Raw genomic sequence first — 22,470 nt, 5'->3', positions numbered from 1 at the left:
CTACCGCTCAGTACATTTCAAGTAAACCCTCGTTCACTCCTCAGCTGAAACACGCTGGAAGGGGATCGCACCTCATGTCTGGAACGAACAGCACGACCTCGGTGATCGTCTCGGGCGCCCGGACGCCCATGGGACGTCTGCTGGGCTCCCTGAAGTCCTTCTCCGGAGCCGACCTCGGCGGCTTCGCGATCAAGGCCGCCCTCGACCGTGCGGGTATCGGTGGCGACCAGGTGCAGTACGTGATCATGGGCCAGGTGCTCCAGGCCGGGGCAGGGCAGATCCCGGCACGCCAGGCCGCCGTCAAGGCGGGCATCCCCATGAGCGTCCCGGCGCTCACCATCAACAAGGTCTGCCTCTCGGGCCTCGACGCCATCGCGCTCGCCGACCAGCTCATCCGTGCAGGTGAGTTCGACGTGATCGTCGCGGGCGGCCAGGAGTCCATGACCAACGCCCCCCACCTGCTCCCCAAGTCCCGCGAGGGCCACAAGTACGGCGCGATCGAGATGCTCGACGCGATGGCCCACGACGGCCTGACCGACGCCTTCGAGAACATCGCCATGGGCGAGTCCACGGAGAAGCACAACACCCGCCTCGGCATCCAGCGCCCCGAGCAGGACGAGATCGCCGCCCTGTCCCACCAGCGCGCCGCCACCGCCCAGCAGAACGGCGTCTTCGAGGCCGAGATCACCCCGATCGAGATCCCGCAGCGCAAGGGCGAGCCGGTCGTCTTCAGCAAGGACGAGGGCATTCGCGCGGAGACCACGGTCGAGTCCCTGTCCAAGCTGCGCCCCGCGTTCAGCAGGGAGGGCACGATCACCGCCGGCACCTCCTCGCAGATCTCGGACGGTGCGGCGGCCGTGGTCGTGATGAGCAAGACCAAGGCGCAGGAGCTGGGCCTGGAGTGGATCGCCGAGATCGGCGCGCACGGCAATGTGGCGGGACCCGACAACTCCCTCCAGTCGCAGCCGTCCAACGCGATCCTGCACGCCCTCAAGAAGGAGGGCCTGGAGGTCGAGAGCCTCGACCTGATCGAGATCAACGAGGCCTTCGCCGCCGTGGCCGTGCAGTCAATGAAGGACCTCGGGGTGTCCACGGAAAAGGTGAACGTCAACGGCGGCGCCATCGCCCTGGGCCACCCCATCGGCATGTCCGGCGCCCGCCTGGTGCTGCACCTGGCCCTGGAGCTGAAGCGGCGCGGCGGCGGGGTCGGCGCGGCGGCGCTGTGCGGCGGCGGCGGTCAGGGTGACGCCCTGATCGTGCGGGTACCCAAGGCCTGACCAGCAGTACCTTCTCGTAACGGAACGGAGCCGTGATGCAGGACGTCGCCTCGCTGGTGGCCCAGGCCAGGGAAGGCCGGCCGCGCGCCGTGGCCCGCCTGATCTCCCTGGTGGAAGGGGCCTCCCCGCAGCTCAGGGAGGTCATGGCGGCGCTCGCACCGCTGACCGGCGGGGCGTACGTCGTGGGCCTCACCGGCTCGCCGGGCGTCGGCAAGTCGACGTCGACGTCCGCGCTGGTCACGGCGTACCGCAAGCAGGGCAGGCGGGTCGGCGTCCTGGCCGTCGACCCGTCCTCGCCGTTCTCCGGCGGCGCCCTGCTCGGCGACCGCGTCCGCATGTCGGACCACTCCTCCGACCCCGGCGTCTACATCCGCTCGATGGCCACCCGCGGCCACCTCGGCGGCCTCGCCTGGTCCGCCCCGCAGGCCATCCGCGTCCTGGACGCGGCGGGCTGCGACGTGATCCTGGTGGAGACGGTCGGGGTGGGCCAGTCGGAGGTCGAGATCGCCTCCCAGGCCGATACCAGCGTGGTACTGCTGGCCCCCGGCATGGGCGACGGCATCCAGGCGGCCAAGGCCGGAATCCTGGAGATCGGCGATGTCTACGTCGTCAACAAGGCCGACCGCGACGGAGCCGACGCGACCGCCCGCGAGCTGAACCACATGCTGGGCCTCGGCGAGTCCCGCGGCCCCGGCGACTGGCGCCCCCCGATCGTCAAGACGGTCGCCTCCCGCTCCGAGGGCATCGACGAGGTCGTGGAGGCCCTGGAGAAGCACCGGGCGTGGATGGAGGAGCACGGCGTCCTCGCGGAGCGCCGCGCGGCCCGGGCGGCTCGCGAGGTCGAGACGATCGCGGTCACCGCCCTGCGCGCCCGCATCGGTGACCTGCACGGAGACCGCCGGTTGAGCGCTCTCGCGGAGCGGATCGTGACGGGGGAGCTGGACCCGTACCGCGCGGCGGACGAGTTGATCGAGGGCATCACGCAGAGCTGATCCGATGGCGGCGGCCGACACCCGGCCGGTACGCTCACCCCATGTTCCTCCTCTTGGCATAGGGCCCGCCCGGCCCGCGCACGGCAGCGATCACACCGAATCACATCGGATCGGATCGCATCCCATCGCCGTCGCGCGGCGCACAGGCGTCCCTTTCTCCTGCCTCCAGTTGAGGAACCTCTCGCATGTCCGCGCCTTCCTCCACGCCGACTTCGGCGTGCCCTTCGTATGCCGCCGTACTCCACGTTCCGTACGCCCGCCGCACGTTCGCCGCCGCGCTCGTCGGCCGTCTGTCGTACGGCATGGTCTCCCCGGCGGTCCTCCTCGCGGTCGTCCGCGCCACCGGCTCCTACGCCGCCGCCGGCACGATCATGGCCGCGTTCGGCACCGCGACCGTCCTCCTCCTGCCCCTGCGCGCAGCCCTGGTCGACCGCCACGGCCCCCGCCGAGCCCTCCCGCCCATGGCACTCCTCTACGGCGGTCTCCTGTGCGCCCTCGCGGCCGTGACCTGGAGCCCCGGGACGCCGGAGGTGGTGCTCGGCGCCGTGGCCGCGCTCACCGGTATGTGCGCGCCCCCGCTGGGACCCACGATGCGCTCCGTGTGGGGCGAACTCGTGGGTGACCGTGGGCTGTTGCAGCGCGCGTACAGCCTGGACGGGGTCGCCGAGGAACTCCTCTACGTCGTCGGCCCGTTGGTGGTCGGCGGGGTGCTCGGCTTCGCTCCACCGGCTGCCGGGGTGCTGCTCAGCGCGGTTCTCGTCGTCACCGGGACGCTCGCGTTCGTCATGTCACCGGCGCTGGCCGGAGTGCGCGTATCCGCGGGCGGAGGGCGGGAGTTGAGGCTCGCCCGGGTCCGCGGGCTCCTCGGCCCGGTCGTCGTGGCCGGGGGGACGGGGCTCGCGCTGAGTGCAGCCTGTCTGCTGGTGATGGCGTTCGTGGAGCAGCGGGGGTACGGCGATGACGTCGTGCCGTGGGTGCTGGCGGCGCTCTCCGCGGGCAGTGCGGTGGGTGGACTGCTGAACGGGGCGGTCAACTGGCGTACGGCCGCGCGGGTTCGGTTGTCCGGGGCGGCGGCGGGGCTCGGGCTGGCGTTGGCCGCCGCCGGGTTCGCCACGGGGGTCTGGTCGCTCACCGTGGCGGTGGGGTGTGCCGGGTTCTTCGTGGCGCCGGCGTTGACCACGGCGTATCTGCTCGCCGACGAGACCGCGGTGCCGGAGGCGCGGACGCAGGCCGGGGCGTGGGTCAACATGGCGGTGAACGCGGGGAGTTCGGGTGGGTCGGTGGTGACGGGGCTGCTTGTCGGGCGGCTGCCGTTGGGGGTCTGTTTCGTGGTGGCCGGGGTGGTGGCTGGGGGTGCGGGGGTCGTCGGTTGTCTGCCGGCGCGTCGTGGCTGGTCGCGCAGTTCCCCGCGCCCCTGAGGGGGTTGGCGTGCGGCGGCCGGGGGTCGTGGGTTGTCTGCCGGTGCGTTGTGGCTGGTCGCGCAGTTCCCCGCGCCCCTGAGGGGGTTGGCTTGGGGGGGTCAGTGGTGCGGGGGTGGTGGCCGGGGGTCGTGAGTTGGCTGCCGGTGCGTTGTGGCTGGTCGCGCAGTTCCCCGCGCCCCTGGGGAGTTGGCGTGGGCGGGGCTTGTTGGTGCGGGGGGTTGTGGCTTGGGTGCTGGCTCGCTGTGGCTGGTCGCGCAGTTCCCCGCGCCCCTGAGGGGGTTGGCTTGGGGCGGGGTTCAGTGGTGCTGGCGGCAGGCGGTCCGGCCGGTGTCTCTCCAGCACGGGGTGGCAATGATCAGGCCGCGCCGCGCCTCTCCAACGCGGGCCGCGCGTACTCAGCCCGTCCGGCGTTTGAGGACGAGGCCCCTTCAGGGGCGATCGGGGGTCTGGGGGCGGTGCCCCCAGACGGTCCCGTCAGGGGGGTCAGGGGCGTCCCCGTTGGCCTCGCAGGTGGTCCGCGATCGGCTTCAGCGTTTTGTTCAGTTCCGACAGACCTTCCGGCGTCACGAGGTCGATGAAGTGCCGCCGGACGGACGCGACATGATGCGGCGCGACCTTCTTCATCGTCTCCAGGCCGTGCTCGGTCAGCACCGCGTACAGCCCGCGCCGGTCCGACTCGCAGTTCTCCCGCCGGACCAGATCCGCGTTCTCCATTCGGGTGATCTGATGCGAGAGGCGGCTCTTGGACTGGAGCGTGGCGGCGGCGAGATCGCTCATCCGCAGCCGTACGTCCTCCGCCTCGGAGAGATTCACCAGAATCTCGTAGTCGTTCATCGTCAGGCCGAACGGCTGCAGATCTTTCTCGAGTTGGTATGTCAGCAGCCTGTTGACCTCCAGGTGGGTGCGCCAGGCGCACTGCTCCTCATCGGTCAGCCAGCGCGTGGCCGTCTCGGTCTCCATGAATGAAGTCTACCTAAAATGTTGAAAGGCGAACTAGTGAGGGTGGCGTGACGGCGCGCACATGTTCGACGTCACACTCCGCAGACTACCGCTCACAGCCCGAAGCGACGCTGGAGATCCCCCAGCTGTCCGGGAAGGCGCGGTGCGCCCGCTTGCTGTGCGGGGCCTGTGGAGCCCCCGCCCCCGCCGGGTACCCCGGGCTCGTGCGGAACAGCCCCCGTGGCCTGCTCGGCCATCAGCGCCTCGGACGACTGGAGCAGCACCGTGCCCGCCCCGACGAACTCGAACTGGTGCTCCTCGCCGGACGCCCCGCCGATGCCCGTCATCGCACGTAGGCCGCCCATCAGGCCGGTCATGTACCCGTGGTCGTAGTGATGGCACGGGGAGGGGCAGTCGGCCCAGCCGACGAGGGCCTGGGGGTCGACTCTGATGGGGGGTTCCATGAACACCACCGGGCCGTTCGAGGCGGCCACGAACTTTCCGGTTCCGATGAGTGTCAGAAAGCCGGGAACAATCGACTGCTTGAGAGCGAGACTTGGCTGAAAAGCGAGCAGGTTGCCCGAGCGAATGGTCAGGTTGCCGTCGTCGAGGTCGTACGAATTGACGTCGAAGGCCCGGTCGGCGAGGAGCATCTTGCCCGAGCCCTCCGCCACGACCCAGTCGCTCGCGTGCAGAGGCGAATGGAAGGACGTACGGACAAGTCGGTCGAGTCGCCCGTGCCCGATGCCGTTGAACTCCATCGAGCCGTAGTAGGCGATCATCTTCCCCTTCTGGAGGAACCACTGGCTGCTCTTGAGCTCCACGCAGAAGGTGTACTTGTTGACGTTGTCGTCGACCGGGAGGGTCATCGGGTCGTAGACCGTGGGGCCGGACCCCGCGTACTGGCTCACAGCTTCTCCTCCGACGCCTGGACGTACACCGCGCCGTTGCCGCTCAGCTCCAGCTGGAAGGCCTCGCCGGAGCCCCGGCCCACCATCTCGCGCCAACCGAGCGCCGCGGACAGCTTGTTGCGTACGTCGCCGTGGTGGGCGACGTAGGCCTGCGGGTCGACATGGACGGGGCGGCCCGGGGTGATCGGGACCTCGAAGACACCGCCGTGGGCCATCACGGCGACCGAGCCCTGCCCCTGGAGGGTGGTCGTGAACAGGCCCTGGCCGGTGACCTGGCCGCGGACCATGCCCATGACGCCGCCCTGCGAGCCCATGAACATCGTGCCCTGCTGGAGGGTGCCTTCGAAGGCGAGGAGGCGGTCGGCCTCCACGTACAGGGTGTCTCCGGTGAGGTTGATGATCTGGATGTGGTGGCCGCCGTGACCGAACATCACGGTGCCGCTGCCCTCGACGGTCATCAGCGGGGTCGCCTCGTTCGCCACGCGGCGCCCGATCATCGACATGACGCCGCCCTGGCCGCCCTGGATGTTCGGGGTGAAGGAGACGTCCCCCTTGTAGGCGAGCATCGCGCCGCGCTGGCTGTACAGCCGCTGGCCCGGCATGACCGTGGCCTGGATCATCTTCGAGTTGATCTCGGTGAACGCCATGTCAGATGTCCCCCGCGATTGTGTTCCGCTCGCTGGGCTGGACGTAGACGAGGCCGTCGCCCTCGAAGCGGATCTGGAACGCCTCGCCGCCGCCCTCCCCGAAGAGTGTGCGGAAGGTCACACCGGACTGGAAGGACTGCTGCAAGTTCCCCTGGTGCGCGATGTACGCGCCGGGGTCGACCGTCAGCGGGTACTGCCGGCTGACCCGGAGCACGACGGCCGGGCCGTCCGACATGATCGCCGCCTGGCCGTGTCCCTCGACGGTCGTCGTGAACAGACCGTTGCCCTGCGAGGCGCCGCGCAGCCCGGTGAACGTCGTGCCCGTCCGCAGTCCCGCGTCGGTCGCCAGCAGGTTGCTCGACTCGACGTACAGCTTGTCCCCCTGGAGGCTCACGAGGTTGATCTCGGAGGCCCGGTCCGCGAACCAGCAGGTCCCCTGCCCCCTCACCTCCATCACCGTCATCTGCTCACCGGTGAGCCGCCGGGTCACCATCCCCCGGATGCCCTCACCGCCGCCGCTCATCTTCTTGAAGGCCATCTGCCCGTCGTACGCGACCATCGAGCCGTTCTTCGCCTTCACGGCGTCCCCGGTCATGTCGACGGCGAGCACCTTGCTGCCCTGGAGTCGAAACATCGCCACGCAGCGAAGGTAGCCGGAGGGGTGCGGTGGAGGACAGGGCCCGTGGGTGGAGAACGACCCTGATCTGTCCCCCTAAGGGCGGTTCCACGGCTTGAGGGCGGGTCTACGGGGTGTCGCGGGCGCGTTCGCGGTCAGCCTCAGCCGGACGACGGCGGTGCCCAGGGCGCTCTGCCGTTCCTCCAGCTCGGTCTGCCGGTCCGGCGACGGGCTCGAGTGCAGCTGCTCGAAGCCGGTCGCGGACATCTGCCCCGGCCGGCCGGGGTTCCGCCGGGGCAGGGTCGTGCAGGACGCGCACCGCACGGGCGCTCCCCGGAACGTCGGCTGCGGACCCCCGGTCTCGACGCGCTCAGCCGTTTGCCACAATGGGTGAACGTTTGTGCTCGCGTTCACAAACTGTGGACGTCTCCCTCTCCGAAGGTGACCCGTGGACATCAAGACCGCCACCGCCCTCCGCCGCCTCCGCCTGGTGTCGGCCCCCGAGGCCGTGTCCTTCCTCCTCCTGCTCGTCTGCTCGGTACTGAAGCGGACCACGGACTTCAACGCGGTGCCCGTCATGGGCATGGTCCACGGCGTCCTCTTCCTCCTCTACGTCATCTTCTGGGCCGACGCCTGGAACCGGACCAAGTGGGGTGCCAAGACGGCCGCGTTCTACTTCGTCCTCTCTGTGCTGCCCACAGGCGGCTTCTTCGCCGAGCGCAAGCTCAAGCGCGAGGCCGAGAACGCGGTCATCGCCTCCCGCGCCCGCCAGGAAGGGATCGTGAACGCATGATCGTCGCCTTTTCCGTGACGCCGCTGGGTGTCGGCGAGGACGTGGGGGAGTACGTCGCCGACGCCGTCCGCGTGGTCCGCGAGTCCGGCCTGCCCAATCGCACCGACGCGATGTTCACGTCCATCGAGGGCGAGTGGGACGAGGTCATGGACGTCGTCAAGCGCGCCGTCGCCGCGGTCGAGTCCCGCGCCCCGCGCGTCTCCGTCGTCCTCAAGGCGGACATCCGCCCCGGCGTGACGGACGGCCTCACGTCCAAGGTGGAGACGGTCGAACGGCATCTGGCGGCGGAGTAGGACGAGCTCCCTTCGGGGGCGGGTCGGCTTCGGGCAGGGGTGGTTCCCGTCGGTTGGGCGAGTCATCCTCGGGGGCGAATTCCCTTGGGCTGGGCGAGTCGCCTCCGGGTGGGGCGAGTTCACGTCGGTGGGGTGCATTCCCTTCGGGTGGAGCGGGTTCCCTTCGGGTAGGCCGGGTCCCCTTCGGGTGATGCGAGTCCCCTTCGGGTGATGCGGGCCCCTCGGGTAGGGCGAATTGCTTCAGAGTGGGGCGGGGGAGCGGGGACAGCCGGAAGAGTTGGGGGTACCGGGAAACCAAGGACCCGCAAGACTCACGGGTTCCGGTGTTCCGGGCCCCGCCCCGCTGCCCCGGCATCGCAGCCTGTGTTCCTAGCCCAGACCCACCGTCCCAGCAGCGCGCCCGGCGCGCCAGCTCGCCCCACCGACGAGCCCGCACCCGCGCCGCCGGGACCACAGCGAGCACCACAGCGTGTTCAACGCCGCGGGCGGGCAACGGCTGACGCCGGGTCGGCCATGGACCACGGCGATCATTTCCTCGCCGCGCTCCATCGCCCATGACGTCGACCTAAACGGCACGAGCGCGTCCGCGATCACGACGCCGTAGCCGCGCACTGGAACCGCCGGGACGACCAACGCCGGCGCGCGAGCAGCGCCTCCGGCCTGGCAGTGTCCGTCGCCTCCCCGAACTACTCGTCTGCCACGGCGAATTCGGGCCGGTGAGGACCTCCGCGGTGGGGGAGTTATCGCCCCGCAGCCCCGCAGCCCCGCAGCTCAGTGCTCACTCCCCAACGCCGAGCTCCGCGCCGAGCCCAGAGCCGCCGTCACCCCGCCGGAGGCAACCCGTTCCACCGCCGAAGGCGCCTCACCCCGGTGCCGGAGGCACCCCGCTCCGCCACCGACAGCGCCGCGCTCCAGCACGGCGAAGCCTCCGCCTCACTGCCGGAGGCACCCCGATCAGCCGCCGGAGGCGCGCAGTTCCACAGCCGAAGGCACCTCGCCCTACTGCCCGAAGGACTCCGCTCCGCAGTCGACGGCACCACGCCTCATCGCTGAAAGCACCCCGCTCCAGTGCAGGAAGGCCTCGCCCCACTGCCGGAGGCGCCCGGCTCCACCGCCGGGGGCATCTCGCCCCAGTGCCCGAAACTCTCCGCTCCGCCGCCGACAGCGCCCCGCCTCGCTGCCGGAGTCGCCCCCCCCAGCAGAGGGAAGCGTCCGCCCCACTGCCGGAAGTGCTCCGCCCCACTGCCGGAGGCAACTCGCTCCAGCACGAGGAATCCTCCGCCCAACCGTCGACGCCGCCTCGTCCCACCGCCGAAGCCACCTTGCCTCACTGCCGGAGGCACCCCGCTCCAGCACGCCAAAGCCCCCGCCCCACCACCGGAGCTGCCCCGCCCCACCACCGGAGCCGCCTCGCCCTACTGCCAGCGGCGCCTCGCTCCAGCACGGGAAGCTCCCGCTCCAGCACACCAAAGCCCCCGCCCACCCACCGAAGGCCCCCCACCCCACCGCCGAACTCACCCCCGCCCGCACATCAAAGCCCCCGCCCCGCCACCGCACGCCCCCGCTCCACCGCCGGAGGCAACTCCCACCCACCTGGACGCGCCCAGTTCGACACGCCCTCAGATGTCCACTTGTGTGTGGGTATCGGCCCGGTCGATCTTCGGAACGTAGCGGTTCCCTGGAGCCGGGCGTCGATCACTCCTCAATCATTGGAGGGCGCTGTGCGGCCGGAGGGCTACGACTACGACACCTACAGCCGACTGGCGGGGCCGCTCACCGAGCCGTCCGGTGGGTCGTACCAGGTGCAGTACACCTCGCTCCTCTCGCGCGAGCCCCACCGAATACGCGCTGTCCTCCTGATGAGCCTCGCCCCGGTGCTCACCGCCGCCCTGCTCGTCTATCTCGTCTGGCCCTCCCACTGGGTCGAGCGCGAGGGCGGTCAGGAGTGGATGGTCGGGCTCGACGTCACGATGCTGATAGCCATCGGCCTCATCGAACTGTTCATGGTCGTCAACGTCGCCTCCGTCGCCCACGCCACGCTGGTGGCCCGCGACCCGATCCCCGTCGTCCCCGCCCCCGGCACCCGTGTCGCCTTCCTCACGACGTACGTCCCGGGCAAGGAACCTCTCTCCATGGTCCGTGCCACCCTCGAAGGCGCGGTCAGTGTCAGGCACACCGGGCCCGGCAACGTCCTGGACGTGTGGCTTCTCGACGAGGGTGACGACGAGCAGGCCAAGGCCCTGTGCGCCGAGTTGGGCGTACGGCACTTCACACGGCACGGCGTCCCGGAGTGGAACCGGTCCAAGGGCGTCCACAAGGCCCGTACGAAGCACGGGAACTACAACGCCTGGATCGCCATGCACGGCGGCGACTACGAGTTCTTCGCCTCCGTCGACACCGACCACGTCCCGCTCCCCAACTTCCTTGAGCGGATGATGGGTTACTTCCGCGACCCGGACGTCGCCTTCGTCGTGGGACCGCAGGTGTACGGGAACTACCACAACCCCGTCACCAAGGCCGCCGAGTCGCAGCAGTTCCTCTTCCACGCGCTGATCCAGCGTGCCGGCAACCGCTACCGCGCCCCCATGTTCGTCGGCACGAACAACGTCGTACGGATCGCCGCCGTCAAGCAGATCGGCGGGCTGTACGACTCCATCACCGAGGACATGGCCACCGGGTTCGAGCTGCACCGGCACCGCAACCCCCTGACCCGTACGCACTGGCGGTCCGTCTACACCCCGGACGTGCTCGCCGTCGGCGAGGGCCCCGCCTCCTGGACCGACTTCTTCACGCAGCAGATGCGGTGGTCGCGCGGCACGTACGAGACGTTGATCAAGCAGTACTGGAAGGCGCCGTTCACGATGCCTCCGGGGCGGCTGTTCTCGTACACGATGATGCTCGTCTACTACCCGATGACGGCGGTCAACTGGCTGCTGGGCATCATGAGTTGCTTCCTGTTCCTGTGGTTCGGGGCGTCCGGCACGCAGGTCGCCGCGTCCGTGTGGCTGATGCTCTACAGCGATGCGGCCGCACTCCAGATCGGGCTGTATCTGTGGAACCGGCGGCACAACGTCTCCCCGCACGAGCCGGAGGGGTCGGGCGGGCTGGCGGGCATGGCGATGTCCGCGCTGTCCGCGCCCATTTATCTGAAGTCCTTCGGCGAGGCACTCATCCGTCGGCCGAGCCGGTTCGTCGTCACCCCCAAGGGTGGTGACGCCAGCCCCGACCGGGTGATGACCTTCCGCATCCATCTCTTCTGGGCGATCCTCCTGGCGGCCTCGCTGGCCGGCTCCGTCGTCCTCGACCACACGCACGCGGCGATGCGCACCTGGGCCGTCCTGGGCATGGTCATCTCCCTCGCGCCGCTGGGGGTCTGGGTCGGCTCGCTGCTCAAGGAGCGCCGGGAGCGCCGGGAGCGGCGGTCGCTGCTCGGCGGCCCGCGCACCGTCGACACGGCCGAACCAGCGCTCGCCACCACCGGGGCCGGTACGTCCGTCTCCAGCACCACGACAGGGGGCAACTGACCATGGCTTTCCAGCCGTCCCAGAGAACCAGGAAGACCGTCCTCGGTATCGGCGGCATCGCTGTCCTGGCCGGTCTCAACGCCCCGGCCGCCCTCGACTTCGCGAGCGAGCAGTACCACGACTACAAGATCACGCGGCCCGAGTACATGGCCAAGTACGGCTCCTGGGACCAGATCGACATCCCGAAGGAGTACCGCACCAACGCCATCCACGCCTCGCTGCTGCACACCGGCAAGGTGCTGATCGTGGCCGGGTCGGGCAATGAGCAGAAGAAGTTCAACGCGGGTTCCTTCGACACCGTGTTGTGGGACCCGAAGGCCAACACCTTCAAGAAGATCCCGACCCCGGTCGACTTCTTCTGCGGCGGCCACAGCCAACTCCCCAGCGGCAACCTGCTGGTGGCCGGCGGCACCGCCCGCTACGAACTCCTCGACGGCGAGGTCAAGCGGGCCGGCGGCGGCATGCGCGTCAAGAACGAGAGCCCGAACAAGGCGATGTTCCTCAAGAAGGGCACCGTCTTCCGCTCACCGGCCGGCGTCGACTACGTCACCAAGTTCGACGTCACCGTGCCCAGGGCCAAGCGCGATTTCAAGGTCACGTACAACGCCCGCGGGGTGATGCAGCCTTGGCAGACCAAGGTCACCGCGAGCGAGGTCCGCGTCTTCGTCGAGGCCGCCGAACCGGGCCCGATGTCGGTCACCGAGAACCAGGCGCAGTACGACATCGTCGGCCTCAAGGGCAAGGACGCGAACAACACGTACGGCCTCTCCGAGAAGATCACCCTGCAGAAGCAGGACTACCAAGGCATCCGCGCCGCCTACGAGTTCGACCCGAAGGCCGAGCGGTACATCCCCGTCGACCCGATGCAGAAGGCCCGCTGGTACCCGACCCTCGTCGGCCTCGACGACGGCCGCGTCCTCGCCGTCTCCGGGCTCGACGACGTCGGCGTCATCGACCAAGGCGACAACGAGATCTACGACCCGAAGACCAAGAAGTGGACCCCGGGCCCCAAGCGCTACTTCCCCACCTACCCGGCCCTCTTCCTCACCAAGGGCGGCAAGCTCTTCTACCCGGCCTCCAACGCCGGGTACGGACCCGCCAACAAGGGGCGTGAGCCGGGACTCTGGGACCTGAAGACCAACAAGTTCACCAAGGTCGCCGGGCTGCGCGACCCCGACGAGACCGAGACCTCGTCCTCGCTCCTGCTGCCGCCCGCGCAGGACCAGAAGGTGATGATCCTCGGCGGCGGAGGCGTCGGCGAGTCCAGGAAGTCGACCCCGCGCACCGCGGTCGTCGACCTCAAGCAGAACAGCCCGGCCTTCAAGGACGGCCCCGAACTCCCGCAGGGCACCCGGTACTTGAACAGCGTGATCATGCCGGACGACTCGGTCTTCACCACCAACGGCTCCTCGGACTACCGCGGCCGCAGCGCCAGCAACATCTTCAAGGCGCAGTTCTACGACCCGAAGGGCAACGCCTTCCACGCGGCCGCCTCCCCCATGATCGGCCGCAACTACCACTCCGAGGCACTGCTGTTGCCCGACGGCAGAGTCGTCACCTTCGGCTCCGACCCGCTCTTCGACGACCAGGCCAACACCAAACTGGGCCACTTCGAGCAGCGCATGGAGATCTTCACCCCGCCCGCGCTGCACCGGAACGGCACCAACAGGCCCGTACTGCGGGACGGTCCGGAGACCCTGGACGGGCGCCACCGGGCGACCTTCCGCGCCGACCACCCCGAGCGGGTCGTCAAGGCCCGTCTGATGCGCCCGAGTTCGGTCACGCACACCACGGACGTCGAGCAGCGCTCCATCGAGCTCGGCCTCGTCAAGAACGGCAAGTCGGTGACGGTGGACGTCCCGAAGGACCGGGCGCTGGTGCCGCCCGGCTGGTACATGCTCTTCGTGACGGACGCGCAGGGCACGCCGTCGGAGGCCAAGTGGCTCCAGGTGAAGTGAGGTCGACCGTGACCCACTGAACCGCCTTGCTACGCCTTGGAGTTGCGCGCCAGCTCCAAGGCGTACTCCGGCCACCACTGCCCGGCGTTCGGACCGCCCTCGCAGGTGCCGTCCGAGGCGCCGGGCCGCTTGATCCACAGATAGGCGTCCAGTGCGGCCTCGCCGGTGTCGGTGGTCGGCCGGGTGCCCAGGCCGCGGCCGGGCGGGTTGCACCAGGCTCCGTCCAGCGGCCCGTTGCCGTTGCGGCTGGTGTCCACGACGAAGTGCTTGCCGCCCAGGTCGCGCGAGAGCTCGACGCCGTACTTCTTCGTCACCTCGTCCGTCTGGAAGTTGGACACGTTGAGCGAGAAGCCGTCGGCCTCCTGCACACCGGCCCGCTTCAAGGGCTCCACGAGTTTCCCGGGGTCCCTGATCCAGGCCGGGTTGCCCGCGTCGAGGTAGACCTTCGTGCCCGGTTGCTGCTTCAGCCGGACGACCGCCTCGCTCAGCAACCGCTCCCGCTCGTCCTGGTACTCACCGGGCGTGCAGCCGTCCACCGTGTGCGCGACGGCATCCGGCTCCAGCACGACCAGGGCCTTCGCGCTCCCCAGCGCCTCGGCGAACTTCCCGATCCACGCCCGGTACGCGTCCGCGTCCGCCGCCCCGCCGGCCGAGTGCTGACCGCAGTCGCGGTGCGGGATGTCGTACGCGACGAAGAGCGCCGTACGCCCCTCCTGGCGCGCGGCCGAGGTCGCCGCCCGCACCACAGGACCGGGGTCGATCTCCCCGGCGGGCCACAGCGCGGCCGGCTCGTCGGCGATCCGCTTGAGCAGGGCGGCGTCCTGGGTGCGCCCCTCCCGCTCCCACAGCTGGATCTGCTCGGCCGCCGGGCTCGCCGGGTCGACCCAGAAGGTCATGTCGCCGGCCGGCGCCTTGGACCGGGCAGCGGCGACGGAGGCCTCGTCGACGTCGGACGCGGACGAACAGCCCACCGCGAGGCCGAACACCGCGAGCGCCGCGAACGTGTGGATCAGCCGGGACATGCTGCTCCTTGCGCGAGGGGGACATTCAATGACAATCAGTCAGTAATCCTTACACAAGGGGCGCGACCCGTTCCGCTGCGACACCGGGCACACGGGTGCGGCCGCGGAGGACCGCAGGGACCACTGGGACCGATAGGCGAGACGGGGCTGACCACGATGTGACCGGCCGGTAAGGTCTGGTGGCGTGCCAAAGCCCCTCAGTCTCCCTTTCGACCCCATCGCCCGCGCCGACGAACACTGGAAGCAGCGCTGGGGAAGCGTGCCCTCGATGGCCGCCATCACCTCGATCATGCGGGCGCAGCAGATCCTGCTCGCCGAGGTCGACGCGGTCGTCAAGCCCTACGGACTGACCTTCGCGCGCTACGAGGCGCTGGTGCTGCTCACCTTCTCCAAGGCCGGCGAGCTGCCCATGTCCAAGATCGGCGAGCGGCTCATGGTGCACCCCACCTCCGTGACGAACACCGTGGACCGCCTGGTCAGGTCCGGTCTCGTCGCCAAGCGGCCCAACCCGAACGACGGCCGCGGCACCCTCGCCTCCATCACCGACAAGGGCCGCGAGGTCTGCGACGCGGCCACCCGCGACCTGATGGAGATGGACTTCGGCCTGGGCGCCTACGACGCCGAGGAGTGCGGGGAGATCTTCGCGATGCTGCGGCCCCTGAGGGTCGCCGCGGAGGACTTCGAGGAGGAGTGAGCCGGGCCGCCGACCCGGGGAAAGATCGCCCGGAACGGGTGGTTACGCTCGTCCTCATGAAAAAGAGCGTGTTCACCCGCTACCGCGTTTTGGCGTACACCACGGGTGTGCTGCTGGTCCTGCTCTGCCTGAGCATGATCGCCAAGTACCTCCTGAAGATCGACGGCGCCGGGAGCTTCACCGAGGTCGTCGCCATCGCGCACGGCTGGCTGTACGTCGTCTATCTGCTCTTCGCCTTCGACCTGGGCTCCAAGGCCAAGTGGCCGGTCGGCAAGCAGCTGTGGGTGCTCCTCGCGGGCACGATCCCGACGGCCGCGTTCTTCGTCGAGCGCAGGGTCAGCCGTGAGCTCGAGGGCCGGTTCGCCGAGCCGGCTCCGGTCGCCGCCGAGGTCTGAGCACCACCGCTTCCACCGCCGTACGGGTCGCGTACGGCGGTCAGCCATCGACATTTACTAGGACGTCCTAGTAAATTCGAAGGTATGGACGCTGACGCCATCGCAGAGGGCCGCCGACGCTGGCAGGCCCGGTTCGACGCCGCACGCACGCGTGAGGCGGATTTCACGACGCTCTCCGGAGATCCCGTCGAGCCGGTGTACGGGCCTCGCCCCGGGGACACGTACGACGGCTTCGAGCGGATCGGATGGCCCGGCGAGTACCCCTACACACGCGGGCTGTATGCCACGGGCTACCGGGGGCGGACCTGGACGATCCGGCAGTTCGCCGGGTTCGGCAACGCCGAGCAGACCAACGAGCGCTACAAGAAGATCCTGGCCAACGGCGGCGGCGGACTCTCCGTCGCCTTCGACATGCCGACCCTCATGGGCCGCGACTCCGACGACCCGCGCTCGCTGGGCGAGGTGGGCCACTGCGGGGTCGCCATCGACTCCGCCGCCGACATGGAGGTCCTCTTCAAGGACATCCCGCTCGGCGACGTGACCACCTCCATGACCATCAGCGGGCCCGCCGTCCCCGTCTTCTGCATGTACCTGGTCGCCGCGGAGCGCCAGGGCGTCGACCCGGCCGTCCTGAACGGCACGCTCCAGACGGACATCTTCAAGGAGTACATCGCCCAGAAGGAGTGGCTCTTCCAGCCCGAGCCGCACCTGCGCCTCATCGGCGACCTCATGGAGTACTGCGCGACGGGCATCCCCGCCTACAAGCCGCTCTCCGTCTCCGGCTACCACATCCGCGAGGCCGGCTCCACCGCCGCGCAGGAGCTGGCGTACACCCTCGCGGACGGCTTCGGATACGTCGAACTCGGCCTCTCCCGCGGCCTGGACGTCAACGTCTTCGCCCCCGGCCTGTCCTTCTTCTTCGACGCGCACGTCGACTTCTTCGAGGAGATCGCCAAGTTCCGCGCCGCGCGCCGCATCTGGGCCCGCTGGATGCGGGACGTCTACGGCGCGACGTCCGAGAAGGCCCAGTGGCTGCGCTTCCACACCCAGACCGCCGGCGTCTCCCTGACCGCCCAGCAGCCGTACAACAACGTCGTCCGTACGGCGGTCGAGGCGCTCGCGGCCGTGCTCGGCGGGACCAACTCGCTGCACACCAACGCCCTGGACGAGACCCTCGCCCTGCCCAGCGAGCAGGCCGCGGAGATCGCGCTGCGCACGCAGCAGGTGCTGATGGAGGAGACCGGGGTCGCCAACGTGGCCGACCCGCTGGGGGGTTCGTGGTACGTCGAGCAGCTCACCGACCGGATCGAGGCGGACGCCGAGAAGATCTTCGAGCAGATCAGGGAGCGCGGGCTGCGGGCCCACCCGGACGGACAGCACCCGATCGGGCCGATCACCTCCGGCATCCTGCGCGGCATCGAGGACGGCTGGTTCACCGGTGAGATCGCCGAGGCCGCGTTCCAGTACCAGCGGTCGGTGGAGAAGGGCGACAAGCGGGTCGTCGGCGTCAATGTGCACCACGGTTCGGTCACCGGCGACCTGGAGATCCTGCGGGTCAGCCACGAGGTGGAGCGGGAGCAGGTCCGGGAGCTGGGCGCGCGCAAGGGCGTCCGGGACGAGGCGGCCGTAGGGGCCGCGCTGGACGCGATGCTCGCGGCGGCGCGGGACGGGTCGAACATGATCGGGCCGATGCTGGACGCGGCGCGGGCCGAGGCGACGCTCGGGGAGATCTGCGGGGTGCTGCGGGACGAGTGGGGGGTGTACACCGAGCCCGCCGGGTTCTAGAACCGCCCGCTTCTACGGGGTGGTTCAGGAACCCGCCCGTTTCTACGGGGTGTTGACCGAGATCAGGCCGAGCAGCAGGACCTGGGTGAAGCTGCGGACCCAGCGTTCGTCGGCCGGCTCGGCGCTCACCAGGGTGCGGTGGACCACCGCGCCCGCGACCACGTCGAAGATGAGGTCGGCGGTGCGGGCGGCCTCCTCGGGGTCGGTCTCCGGGGGGAGTTCGCCGCGCGCCTGGGCCCGCGCCCTGCCCTCCAGGACCAGGCGCTTCTGCCGGTCGACGATCGACTCGCGGATGCGCTCGCGCAGGGCGTCGTCGCGGATCGACTCGGCGACCACCGCCATCAGCCCGCTCTTGGCCTCGGGGCGGGCCAGGATCGCCGCGAACTGGAGGACGACGCCCTCGATGTCGGCGGCCAGCGTCCCGCGGTCGGGGAGGCGGAGCTCGTCGAAGAGCTCCGCCACCGCGTCGACGACGAGTTCGTTCTTGCCCGCCCAGCGGCGGTAGAGGGTCGTCTTCGCGACCCCCGCGCGGGTGGCGACGTCTCCCAACGTGAGCTTGGACCAGCCGAGTTCGACCAGGGCCTCCCGCGTGGCCGCGAGGATCGCGGTGTCCGCCGTGGCGCTGCGGGGGCGTCCTGCGGCGCGCGGGGCGGGAGTGCTGCTCTGCATCCCACGACCATAACCGTCGGGTCCTGTGGCGCAGTGAGGGAGATCACCGGGTACCGGTGTCCGGGAGGCACCCCGCACCATTACGCTACGACTCGTAGCGAAACCACGTGCCGGGTGGGGACCCGGCGCCGGACGGCTCGTCCCGGACGAGCTTTCACAACGCTTTTCATTCACACGCGCGGACGGGGGAGGATAGACGCATGCAGCCACGGAACATGTCCATGAGCGGAGTCGTCGACCTCGCCGCGGTGAAGGCGGCCCAAGAGGCCAAGGTCAAGGCGGAGCAGGCGCGCGCCGAGAGCGCCAGGCAGGGCGGCGGCGGGGCCGTCTCCCCGGCCGACCTGGTGAGCGACGTAGATGAGGCGGGGTTCGAGAGCGAGGTCCTGCAACGGTCCACCGAGGTACCGGTCGTCATCGACTTCTGGGCCGAGTGGTGCGAGCCGTGCAAGCAGCTGAGCCCGCTCCTGGAGCGGCTCGCCCTCGAATACAACGGACGCTTCGTCCTTGCCAAGATCGATGTCGACGCCAACCAGATGCTGATGCAGCAGTTCGGGGTGCAGGGCATCCCGGCCGTCTTCGCGGTGGTCGCCGGCCAGGCGCTCCCGCTCTTCCAGGGGGCCGCCGCCGAGTCGCAGATCCGGCAGACCCTCGACCAGTTGATCCAGGTCGCCGAGCAGCGCTTCGGCCTCACCGGCCTGGCCGTCGACCCCGACGCCGAGCAGGGCGACCGCCCCGAGGCCGTCGCCGAGGTGCCGGCGGGCCCCTATGACGCCCTGCTCGAAGCCGCCGTACAGGCCCTGGACGCGGGGGACTTCGGCGGGGCCGTGCGGGCCTACAAGAGCGTGCTGAGCGACGACCCGGGCAACTCCGAGGCGAAACTGGGTCTCGCCCAGGCCGAGTTGCTGCACCGGGTGTCGGCGCTCGACCCGCAGCAGGTGCGCACCGAGGCGGCCGAGAAGCCCGGTGACGTGCCGGCGCAGATCGCCGCCGCCGACCTGGATCTGGTGGGCGGCCATGTCGAGGACGCCTTCAGCCGGCTCATCGACACCGTGCGGCGCACGGTGGGTGACGACCGGGACGCCGTACGGCTGCGGCTGCTGGAGCTGTTCGAGGTCGTCGGGGCCGATGACCCCAGGGTGACGACGGCTCGGCGGGCGCTGGCGAGGGCGTTGTTCTGAGCGGGGCGCGGGGCCGGTTCTGACCAGTCGGTAAACCTCGTGACCTGTGATGCCGGAGTGAAAGATTTGCCGACGGAGTGTCACTGCGGCCGCGCTTTGCCAAAACTTGGTAAACGCGGCCGCTGTTACTTGGAGTAAGTCAGGGCAGCTGATCTGTCGGATTCCGTCCAAGTGTCAACTGATTTGTCCTGGCCCAGGATGGCACCCAGCGTCGTCGACCGATACCGGCGGGTCGTTGTTCGGTTATCCGGCCGTTACTACCGAGTAACGAAGCCCCTTGTGCGGGCGGCGAGAATGCACCACGATCGGCGACGCTCGGTCCATTTCCGTACCCGACAGCCGGTCGGGTCGCCGGAATCTCCTGGGTCCCCACCGAGTAGAGCCGGAAACTATGGAGTCGGCTCTTGGGCAGGGGGGTCTTCGCCGCTCGGCGGAGCCTGTCCAGCAAGGTTGTGCGTGATGTGCGTCAGGCGCGACCAGTGGTTGTCGCTCGGGGGTGATCGCCGGTGATCGGTGCGCGGTTCGCGCCTCCGAAGACGGGCGCTCCCCTTCCCGAGGACGTAGCACTTCTCCCATCCCTGCCCGGCTGAGCCGCCAACTGGGGGCAGTCAGGGCCAGGAGATGTACGTCCGAGAAGGAGGAAATATGGAGTCCCAGGTGCGTGGCGGGACGAGATGGAAGCGCTTCGCTGTGGTCATGGTGCCCAGCGTCGCCGCTACGGCGTGTATAGGTGTGGCCCTCGCGCAGGGTGCTCTCGCCGCGTCGTTCAGCGTTTCCGGTCAGTCGTTCAAGGTGACGGCCGACCAGCTCGACGGTACGGGCTTCACGCAGTACGGAGCCCTTGACTCGGGTTACAACCTCGACGGCAGCAAGACGGCTCACCCCGTCGCTGTCTCGGCGTTCAAGTCCGCGTCGATCACCAACATGTGCCAGTCGGTGGTCACCCCGAACATCCCGCTGCTCGGGTCCGTCAGCCTCGTGCTGAAGGCCGGCGGCGGCGGTACGCCGGTGCAGGCCGAGAACCTGTACATCGACGTCCAGGACCTCAGCGCCGATGCGGTGTTCAAGAACATCGACATCGGTGTGGCCGCCGGAAACGCCACGAAGGGTCCCGGCATGAAGGGCGGCAGCGAGGCTGCCAACCCGTACGGATTCGCGCAGCAGGCCGAGTCGGCCACGCTGACCGACGTGAAGCAGACGGCGTGGGCCACCACTGCCGGAACCTTCAAGCTCAGCGGGCTGAAGATGTCGGTCTCGGCCGGCACCCACGAGTGCTACTAGGCACTTGACGGCGGGCGGGGGAGCCGGTGGCGCCCCCGCCCGTCCACCTTCCACCCGCACCTTCACGCGAGGTGCACCTCTCCACCACAGCAACGCCGTACCAGGGAGCTGTTTTCCATGACCGCCGAGACTCCTGCCGCACCCGGTCAGTTCACCCGCCGGAGGCTGCAGTTCCGCGCCTGGCGTGGCACGAGGCCGTTCTGGGCCGGTCTGTTCGTCATGCTCGGCGGACTCCCGATCGCCTACTTCCCGTACGCGCATCTCCAGATCGGGCATCTGACGCTGGCGATGGCCACCACCGCGGGCGCCGGCTCCCTGATCATCGGTGTGCTGCTCGTCGTCCTGGGCTTCAGCCTCTGGTTCCAGAAGCATGTGCGCACCTTCGCGGGTGTCGCGGCGATCCTGCTGGCGCTGGTGTCCATCCCCGTGTCCAACCTCGGCGGCTTCCTGATCGGCTTCCTCCTCGCCATGGTCGGCGGGGCGCTGGCCGTGTCCTGGGCGCCGGGCGCACCGCCGGAGCCGCAGGCGGTCCAGGAGGACACCCAGGGAGAGGGCGGCGCCCCCGCCGGGGCCGCGCCGTACGAGGCGGCGCCGCACGAGTCCGCGTCGTACTACGCCGCGCCTCAGGAGCCCGCGCCGTACGAGTCCGCCGACGGTACGGACGAGCCGAACGATCTGTCAGGAACGAGCCCGGTGAACAACGGGGCGAACGGGAGGCACAGTGCCGGCTGACGAGGTGACCCACGGGACTGATGTGGACGAGTCCCGTGTGAGAACCGGGCCGCGGCATGCGGCACCCAAGAAGCCGCTGTTCACCAGGCTCCACATGCCCGCCGGCAAGGCGATAGCCACGGTGGCGATGCCGACCGCCGTCATCATGGGGATGGGCTTCACGTCCTCCCTGGCGCTGGCCGACAACGGAGCGACGACCTCGCCGTCGTCGAAGAGCCTGACGGCCGACGAGTACAAGGACTGCGTCGCGGCCCTCGCCAAGTCGACGGCGAGCGCCACCCCCACGGCGACGCCGTCCACCAGCGCGAGCGAGTCCGCCGACTCCTCCAAGGACACCGCGACGCCCTCGCCCTCGGCGACGGGCGGGGCGAAGTCGGACGACTCCGGCTCGGGCAAGACCTCTTCGTCGGATTCAGGTTCCGACGACAAGGCCGCCACGTCCAAGCCGTCCGCCTCCGCGAGCAAGTCCGCGGAGTCGAGCGGTTCGTCCGGCAGCACCGCCACCGCGACGCCCTCGGCGTCCGCGAGCAGCGGCGGCCTGCTGGACGGCATCGGCGACGTCATCACCGGCATCCTCACCGGCGGTTCGTCGAAGTCCGGCAGCACGGCGAGCGCCACCCCGACGCCGACCGCGTCCGCCTCGGCGAGCGCCACGAAGGACACGTCCTCGGACGGTTCCTCCAGCGCGTCCGACACCGTCAAGGACACGACCAAGAAGGTCACCGACACGGCCAAGGACACCGTGAAGGACACGACCGACACGGCGTCCAAGGCGGCCGAGGACACCACGAAGGCGGCCGAGGACGCGGCCACCGCCACGGCCACCCCGAGCCCGTCCGCGAGCGCGAGCACCGACACCTCGGACTGCCCGGTCGCCACGGACGACACCGGCGGCGTCGACAACAAGGTGCTGCTGCCGGACGATCCCTGGTACCTGAACGCGAGTTCGCTGCTCCTCAAGGGCGCCGACTACCAGGGCGTCGTCGAGGTGAAGACGGCCAACGGCACGGTCAAGAAGGTCCTGAAGTACGTCATCTCCGGCGGCACCGACATCGGCGACCTGCACCAGACGGTCGACGACAAGCAGTCCGGCAAGACGTACCACGTGCAGGCGGCCTCCGGCTCGACCTCCACGATCCGCGACGGCGACACGGTCATGTACACGCAGTCCATCTCGGGCAACCTGTTCGGACTGATCCCGATCACGTTCGACCCGGACAACCCGCCGCCGCTGAACATCCCGCTGATCTACTTCACCAACGTGAAGGTGGTCCAGGCAGGCCAGTTCGGCGGCACGCTGACCGTCCCCGGCCTGCGCAGCTACCAGAACTGAGTCCACCCAC

21 protein-coding genes are annotated in these 22,470 nt (G+C 69.7%); 14 read left to right on the top strand and 7 right to left on the bottom strand.

From position 1 onward, the window contains the following. Window positions 1–74 precede the first annotated feature (74 nt). The 3 genes from ACIRB1_RS42325 (at window position 75) to ACIRB1_RS42315 (ending at window position 3,687) form a co-directional block, all read left to right on the top strand. Window positions 75–1,277, top strand: coding sequence for an acetyl-CoA C-acetyltransferase (locus ACIRB1_RS42325; protein WP_403469331.1), 1,203 nt, complete (start codon window positions 75–77; stop codon window positions 1,275–1,277). 35 nt (window positions 1,278–1,312) lie between these two features. Further along, a complete protein-coding gene (gene meaB / locus ACIRB1_RS42320) occupies window positions 1,313–2,269 on the top strand; it encodes a methylmalonyl Co-A mutase-associated GTPase MeaB (RefSeq protein WP_352180567.1) in 957 nt (318 codons plus the stop codon). Window positions 2,270–2,454: 185 nt separating this feature from the next. After that, complete coding sequence (locus ACIRB1_RS42315) at window positions 2,455–3,687, top strand: MFS transporter (protein ID WP_403469330.1); 1,233 nt, start codon at window positions 2,455–2,457, stop codon at window positions 3,685–3,687. A gap of 486 nt (window positions 3,688–4,173) precedes the next feature. On the opposite strand, the gene ACIRB1_RS42310 is transcribed toward ACIRB1_RS42315, so the two are convergent. The 5 genes from ACIRB1_RS42310 to ACIRB1_RS42290 all read right to left on the bottom strand — a co-directional run bounded on the left by ACIRB1_RS42310 (window position 4,174) and on the right by ACIRB1_RS42290 (window position 7,127). Further along, window positions 4,174–4,650, bottom strand: a complete 477-nt coding sequence (locus ACIRB1_RS42310; RefSeq protein WP_403469329.1) for a MarR family winged helix-turn-helix transcriptional regulator — start codon at window positions 4,648–4,650, stop codon at window positions 4,174–4,176. 92 nt (window positions 4,651–4,742) lie between these two features. Next, the gene (locus ACIRB1_RS42305; RefSeq protein WP_403469328.1) at window positions 4,743–5,540 is read right to left on the bottom strand and encodes an AIM24 family protein; all 798 of its coding nucleotides are present in this window, start codon (window positions 5,538–5,540) and stop codon (window positions 4,743–4,745) included. Next, window positions 5,537–6,187 (bottom strand): AIM24 family protein, encoded by a 651-nt coding sequence (locus ACIRB1_RS42300; RefSeq protein ID WP_403469327.1) that lies wholly within the window; start codon window positions 6,185–6,187, stop codon window positions 5,537–5,539. The genes ACIRB1_RS42305 and ACIRB1_RS42300 overlap by 4 nt, the downstream gene beginning before the upstream one ends. A 1-nt stretch (window position 6,188) precedes the next feature. Beyond that, window positions 6,189–6,821, bottom strand: coding sequence for an AIM24 family protein (locus tag ACIRB1_RS42295; protein WP_266776754.1), 633 nt, complete (start codon window positions 6,819–6,821; stop codon window positions 6,189–6,191). 78 nt (window positions 6,822–6,899) lie between these two features. Beyond that, a complete protein-coding gene (locus tag ACIRB1_RS42290) occupies window positions 6,900–7,127 on the bottom strand; it encodes a hypothetical protein (protein WP_403469352.1) in 228 nt (75 codons plus the stop codon). 124 nt (window positions 7,128–7,251) lie between these two features. Here ACIRB1_RS42290 and ACIRB1_RS42285 point away from each other — a divergent pair, with 124 nt between their 5' ends. The 4 genes from ACIRB1_RS42285 to ACIRB1_RS42270 all read left to right on the top strand — a co-directional run bounded on the left by ACIRB1_RS42285 (window position 7,252) and on the right by ACIRB1_RS42270 (window position 13,371). After that, entirely contained in the window at window positions 7,252–7,596 is a 345-nt protein-coding gene (locus ACIRB1_RS42285; protein WP_403469326.1) for a DUF3817 domain-containing protein, read from the top strand. Beyond that, window positions 7,593–7,889, top strand: coding sequence for an MTH1187 family thiamine-binding protein (locus ACIRB1_RS42280; protein ID WP_403469325.1), 297 nt, complete (start codon window positions 7,593–7,595; stop codon window positions 7,887–7,889). The genes ACIRB1_RS42285 and ACIRB1_RS42280 overlap by 4 nt, the downstream gene beginning before the upstream one ends. A 1,721-nt stretch (window positions 7,890–9,610) precedes the next feature. Next, window positions 9,611–11,413 carry a glycosyltransferase family 2 protein gene (locus ACIRB1_RS42275; RefSeq protein WP_403469324.1) on the top strand — a complete coding sequence of 601 codons (1,803 nt, stop codon included), beginning with the start codon at window positions 9,611–9,613 and terminating at the stop codon, window positions 11,411–11,413. Between the two features lie 2 nt (window positions 11,414–11,415). Continuing rightward, on the top strand, window positions 11,416–13,371 hold the full coding sequence (locus ACIRB1_RS42270) for a galactose oxidase-like domain-containing protein (protein WP_403469323.1): 1,956 nt from the start codon (window positions 11,416–11,418) through the stop codon (window positions 13,369–13,371). Window positions 13,372–13,400: 29 nt separating this feature from the next. Here the strand turns inward: ACIRB1_RS42270 and ACIRB1_RS42265 are convergent, their stop codons facing one another. After that, window positions 13,401–14,393, bottom strand: a complete 993-nt coding sequence (locus ACIRB1_RS42265; protein WP_352180558.1) for a glycoside hydrolase family 6 protein — start codon at window positions 14,391–14,393, stop codon at window positions 13,401–13,403. A 184-nt stretch (window positions 14,394–14,577) separates the two neighbouring features. Between ACIRB1_RS42265 and ACIRB1_RS42260 the strand changes: the two genes are divergently transcribed. The 3 genes from ACIRB1_RS42260 (at window position 14,578) to ACIRB1_RS42250 (ending at window position 17,267) form a co-directional block, all read left to right on the top strand. Further along, window positions 14,578–15,087 carry a MarR family transcriptional regulator gene (locus ACIRB1_RS42260; RefSeq protein WP_352180557.1) on the top strand — a complete coding sequence of 170 codons (510 nt, stop codon included), beginning with the start codon at window positions 14,578–14,580 and terminating at the stop codon, window positions 15,085–15,087. 56 nt (window positions 15,088–15,143) lie between these two features. Then, window positions 15,144–15,482 (top strand): DUF3817 domain-containing protein, encoded by a 339-nt coding sequence (locus ACIRB1_RS42255; RefSeq protein ID WP_352180556.1) that lies wholly within the window; start codon window positions 15,144–15,146, stop codon window positions 15,480–15,482. 84 nt (window positions 15,483–15,566) lie between these two features. Continuing rightward, on the top strand, window positions 15,567–17,267 hold the full coding sequence (locus ACIRB1_RS42250; RefSeq protein WP_403469322.1) for a methylmalonyl-CoA mutase: 1,701 nt from the start codon (window positions 15,567–15,569) through the stop codon (window positions 17,265–17,267). A 42-nt stretch (window positions 17,268–17,309) separates the two neighbouring features. On the opposite strand, the gene ACIRB1_RS42245 is transcribed toward ACIRB1_RS42250, so the two are convergent. Then, window positions 17,310–17,936: a TetR/AcrR family transcriptional regulator gene (locus ACIRB1_RS42245; RefSeq protein ID WP_403469321.1), complete on the bottom strand. Its 627-nt coding sequence runs from the start codon at window positions 17,934–17,936 to the stop codon at window positions 17,310–17,312. 200 nt (window positions 17,937–18,136) lie between these two features. Here ACIRB1_RS42245 and ACIRB1_RS42240 point away from each other — a divergent pair, with 200 nt between their 5' ends. The 4 genes from ACIRB1_RS42240 to ACIRB1_RS42225 all read left to right on the top strand — a co-directional run bounded on the left by ACIRB1_RS42240 (window position 18,137) and on the right by ACIRB1_RS42225 (window position 22,460). Further along, a complete protein-coding gene (locus tag ACIRB1_RS42240) occupies window positions 18,137–19,114 on the top strand; it encodes a tetratricopeptide repeat protein (protein WP_403469320.1) in 978 nt (325 codons plus the stop codon). A 645-nt stretch (window positions 19,115–19,759) separates the two neighbouring features. Beyond that, on the top strand, window positions 19,760–20,395 hold the full coding sequence (locus ACIRB1_RS42235) for a DUF6230 family protein (RefSeq protein WP_403469319.1): 636 nt from the start codon (window positions 19,760–19,762) through the stop codon (window positions 20,393–20,395). A 117-nt stretch (window positions 20,396–20,512) separates the two neighbouring features. Next, window positions 20,513–21,127: a DUF6114 domain-containing protein gene (locus tag ACIRB1_RS42230; RefSeq protein ID WP_352180551.1), complete on the top strand. Its 615-nt coding sequence runs from the start codon at window positions 20,513–20,515 to the stop codon at window positions 21,125–21,127. Further along, window positions 21,117–22,460, top strand: a complete 1,344-nt coding sequence (locus tag ACIRB1_RS42225; RefSeq protein WP_352180550.1) for a hypothetical protein — start codon at window positions 21,117–21,119, stop codon at window positions 22,458–22,460. The genes ACIRB1_RS42230 and ACIRB1_RS42225 overlap by 11 nt, the downstream gene beginning before the upstream one ends. The last annotated feature ends 10 nt before the right edge of the window (window positions 22,461–22,470 follow it).

Origin of the sequence: Streptomyces sp. NPDC096013, from assembly GCF_044763565.1 — a bacterium.
GTDB lineage: Bacteria > Actinomycetota > Actinomycetes > Streptomycetales > Streptomycetaceae > Streptomyces.
Note: the sequence above shows the minus strand (reverse complement) of the source record. Positions and strands in the feature narration are given on the sequence as shown.

Coding starts and splice junctions, on each gene's coding strand:
- ACIRB1_RS42270 (WP_403469323.1), top strand. CDS start 11,416: ATGGCTTTCCAGCCGTCCCAGAGAACCAGGAAGACCGTCCTCGGTATC.
- ACIRB1_RS42250 (WP_403469322.1), top strand. CDS start 15,567: ATGGACGCTGACGCCATCGCAGAGGGCCGCCGACGCTGGCAGGCCCGG.
- ACIRB1_RS42240 (WP_403469320.1), top strand. CDS start 18,137: ATGCAGCCACGGAACATGTCCATGAGCGGAGTCGTCGACCTCGCCGCG.
- ACIRB1_RS42295 (WP_266776754.1), bottom strand. CDS start 6,821: ATGTTTCGACTCCAGGGCAGCAAGGTGCTCGCCGTCGACATGACCGGG.
- ACIRB1_RS42300 (WP_403469327.1), bottom strand. CDS start 6,187: ATGGCGTTCACCGAGATCAACTCGAAGATGATCCAGGCCACGGTCATG.
- ACIRB1_RS42310 (WP_403469329.1), bottom strand. CDS start 4,650: ATGGAGACCGAGACGGCCACGCGCTGGCTGACCGATGAGGAGCAGTGC.
- ACIRB1_RS42230 (WP_352180551.1), top strand. CDS start 20,513: ATGACCGCCGAGACTCCTGCCGCACCCGGTCAGTTCACCCGCCGGAGG.
- ACIRB1_RS42265 (WP_352180558.1), bottom strand. CDS start 14,393: ATGTCCCGGCTGATCCACACGTTCGCGGCGCTCGCGGTGTTCGGCCTC.
- ACIRB1_RS42255 (WP_352180556.1), top strand. CDS start 15,144: ATGAAAAAGAGCGTGTTCACCCGCTACCGCGTTTTGGCGTACACCACG.
- ACIRB1_RS42245 (WP_403469321.1), bottom strand. CDS start 17,936: ATGCAGAGCAGCACTCCCGCCCCGCGCGCCGCAGGACGCCCCCGCAGC.
- ACIRB1_RS42325 (WP_403469331.1), top strand. CDS start 75: ATGTCTGGAACGAACAGCACGACCTCGGTGATCGTCTCGGGCGCCCGG.
- ACIRB1_RS42280 (WP_403469325.1), top strand. CDS start 7,593: ATGATCGTCGCCTTTTCCGTGACGCCGCTGGGTGTCGGCGAGGACGTG.
- ACIRB1_RS42235 (WP_403469319.1), top strand. CDS start 19,760: ATGGAGTCCCAGGTGCGTGGCGGGACGAGATGGAAGCGCTTCGCTGTG.
- meaB (WP_352180567.1), top strand. CDS start 1,313: ATGCAGGACGTCGCCTCGCTGGTGGCCCAGGCCAGGGAAGGCCGGCCG.
- ACIRB1_RS42315 (WP_403469330.1), top strand. CDS start 2,455: ATGTCCGCGCCTTCCTCCACGCCGACTTCGGCGTGCCCTTCGTATGCC.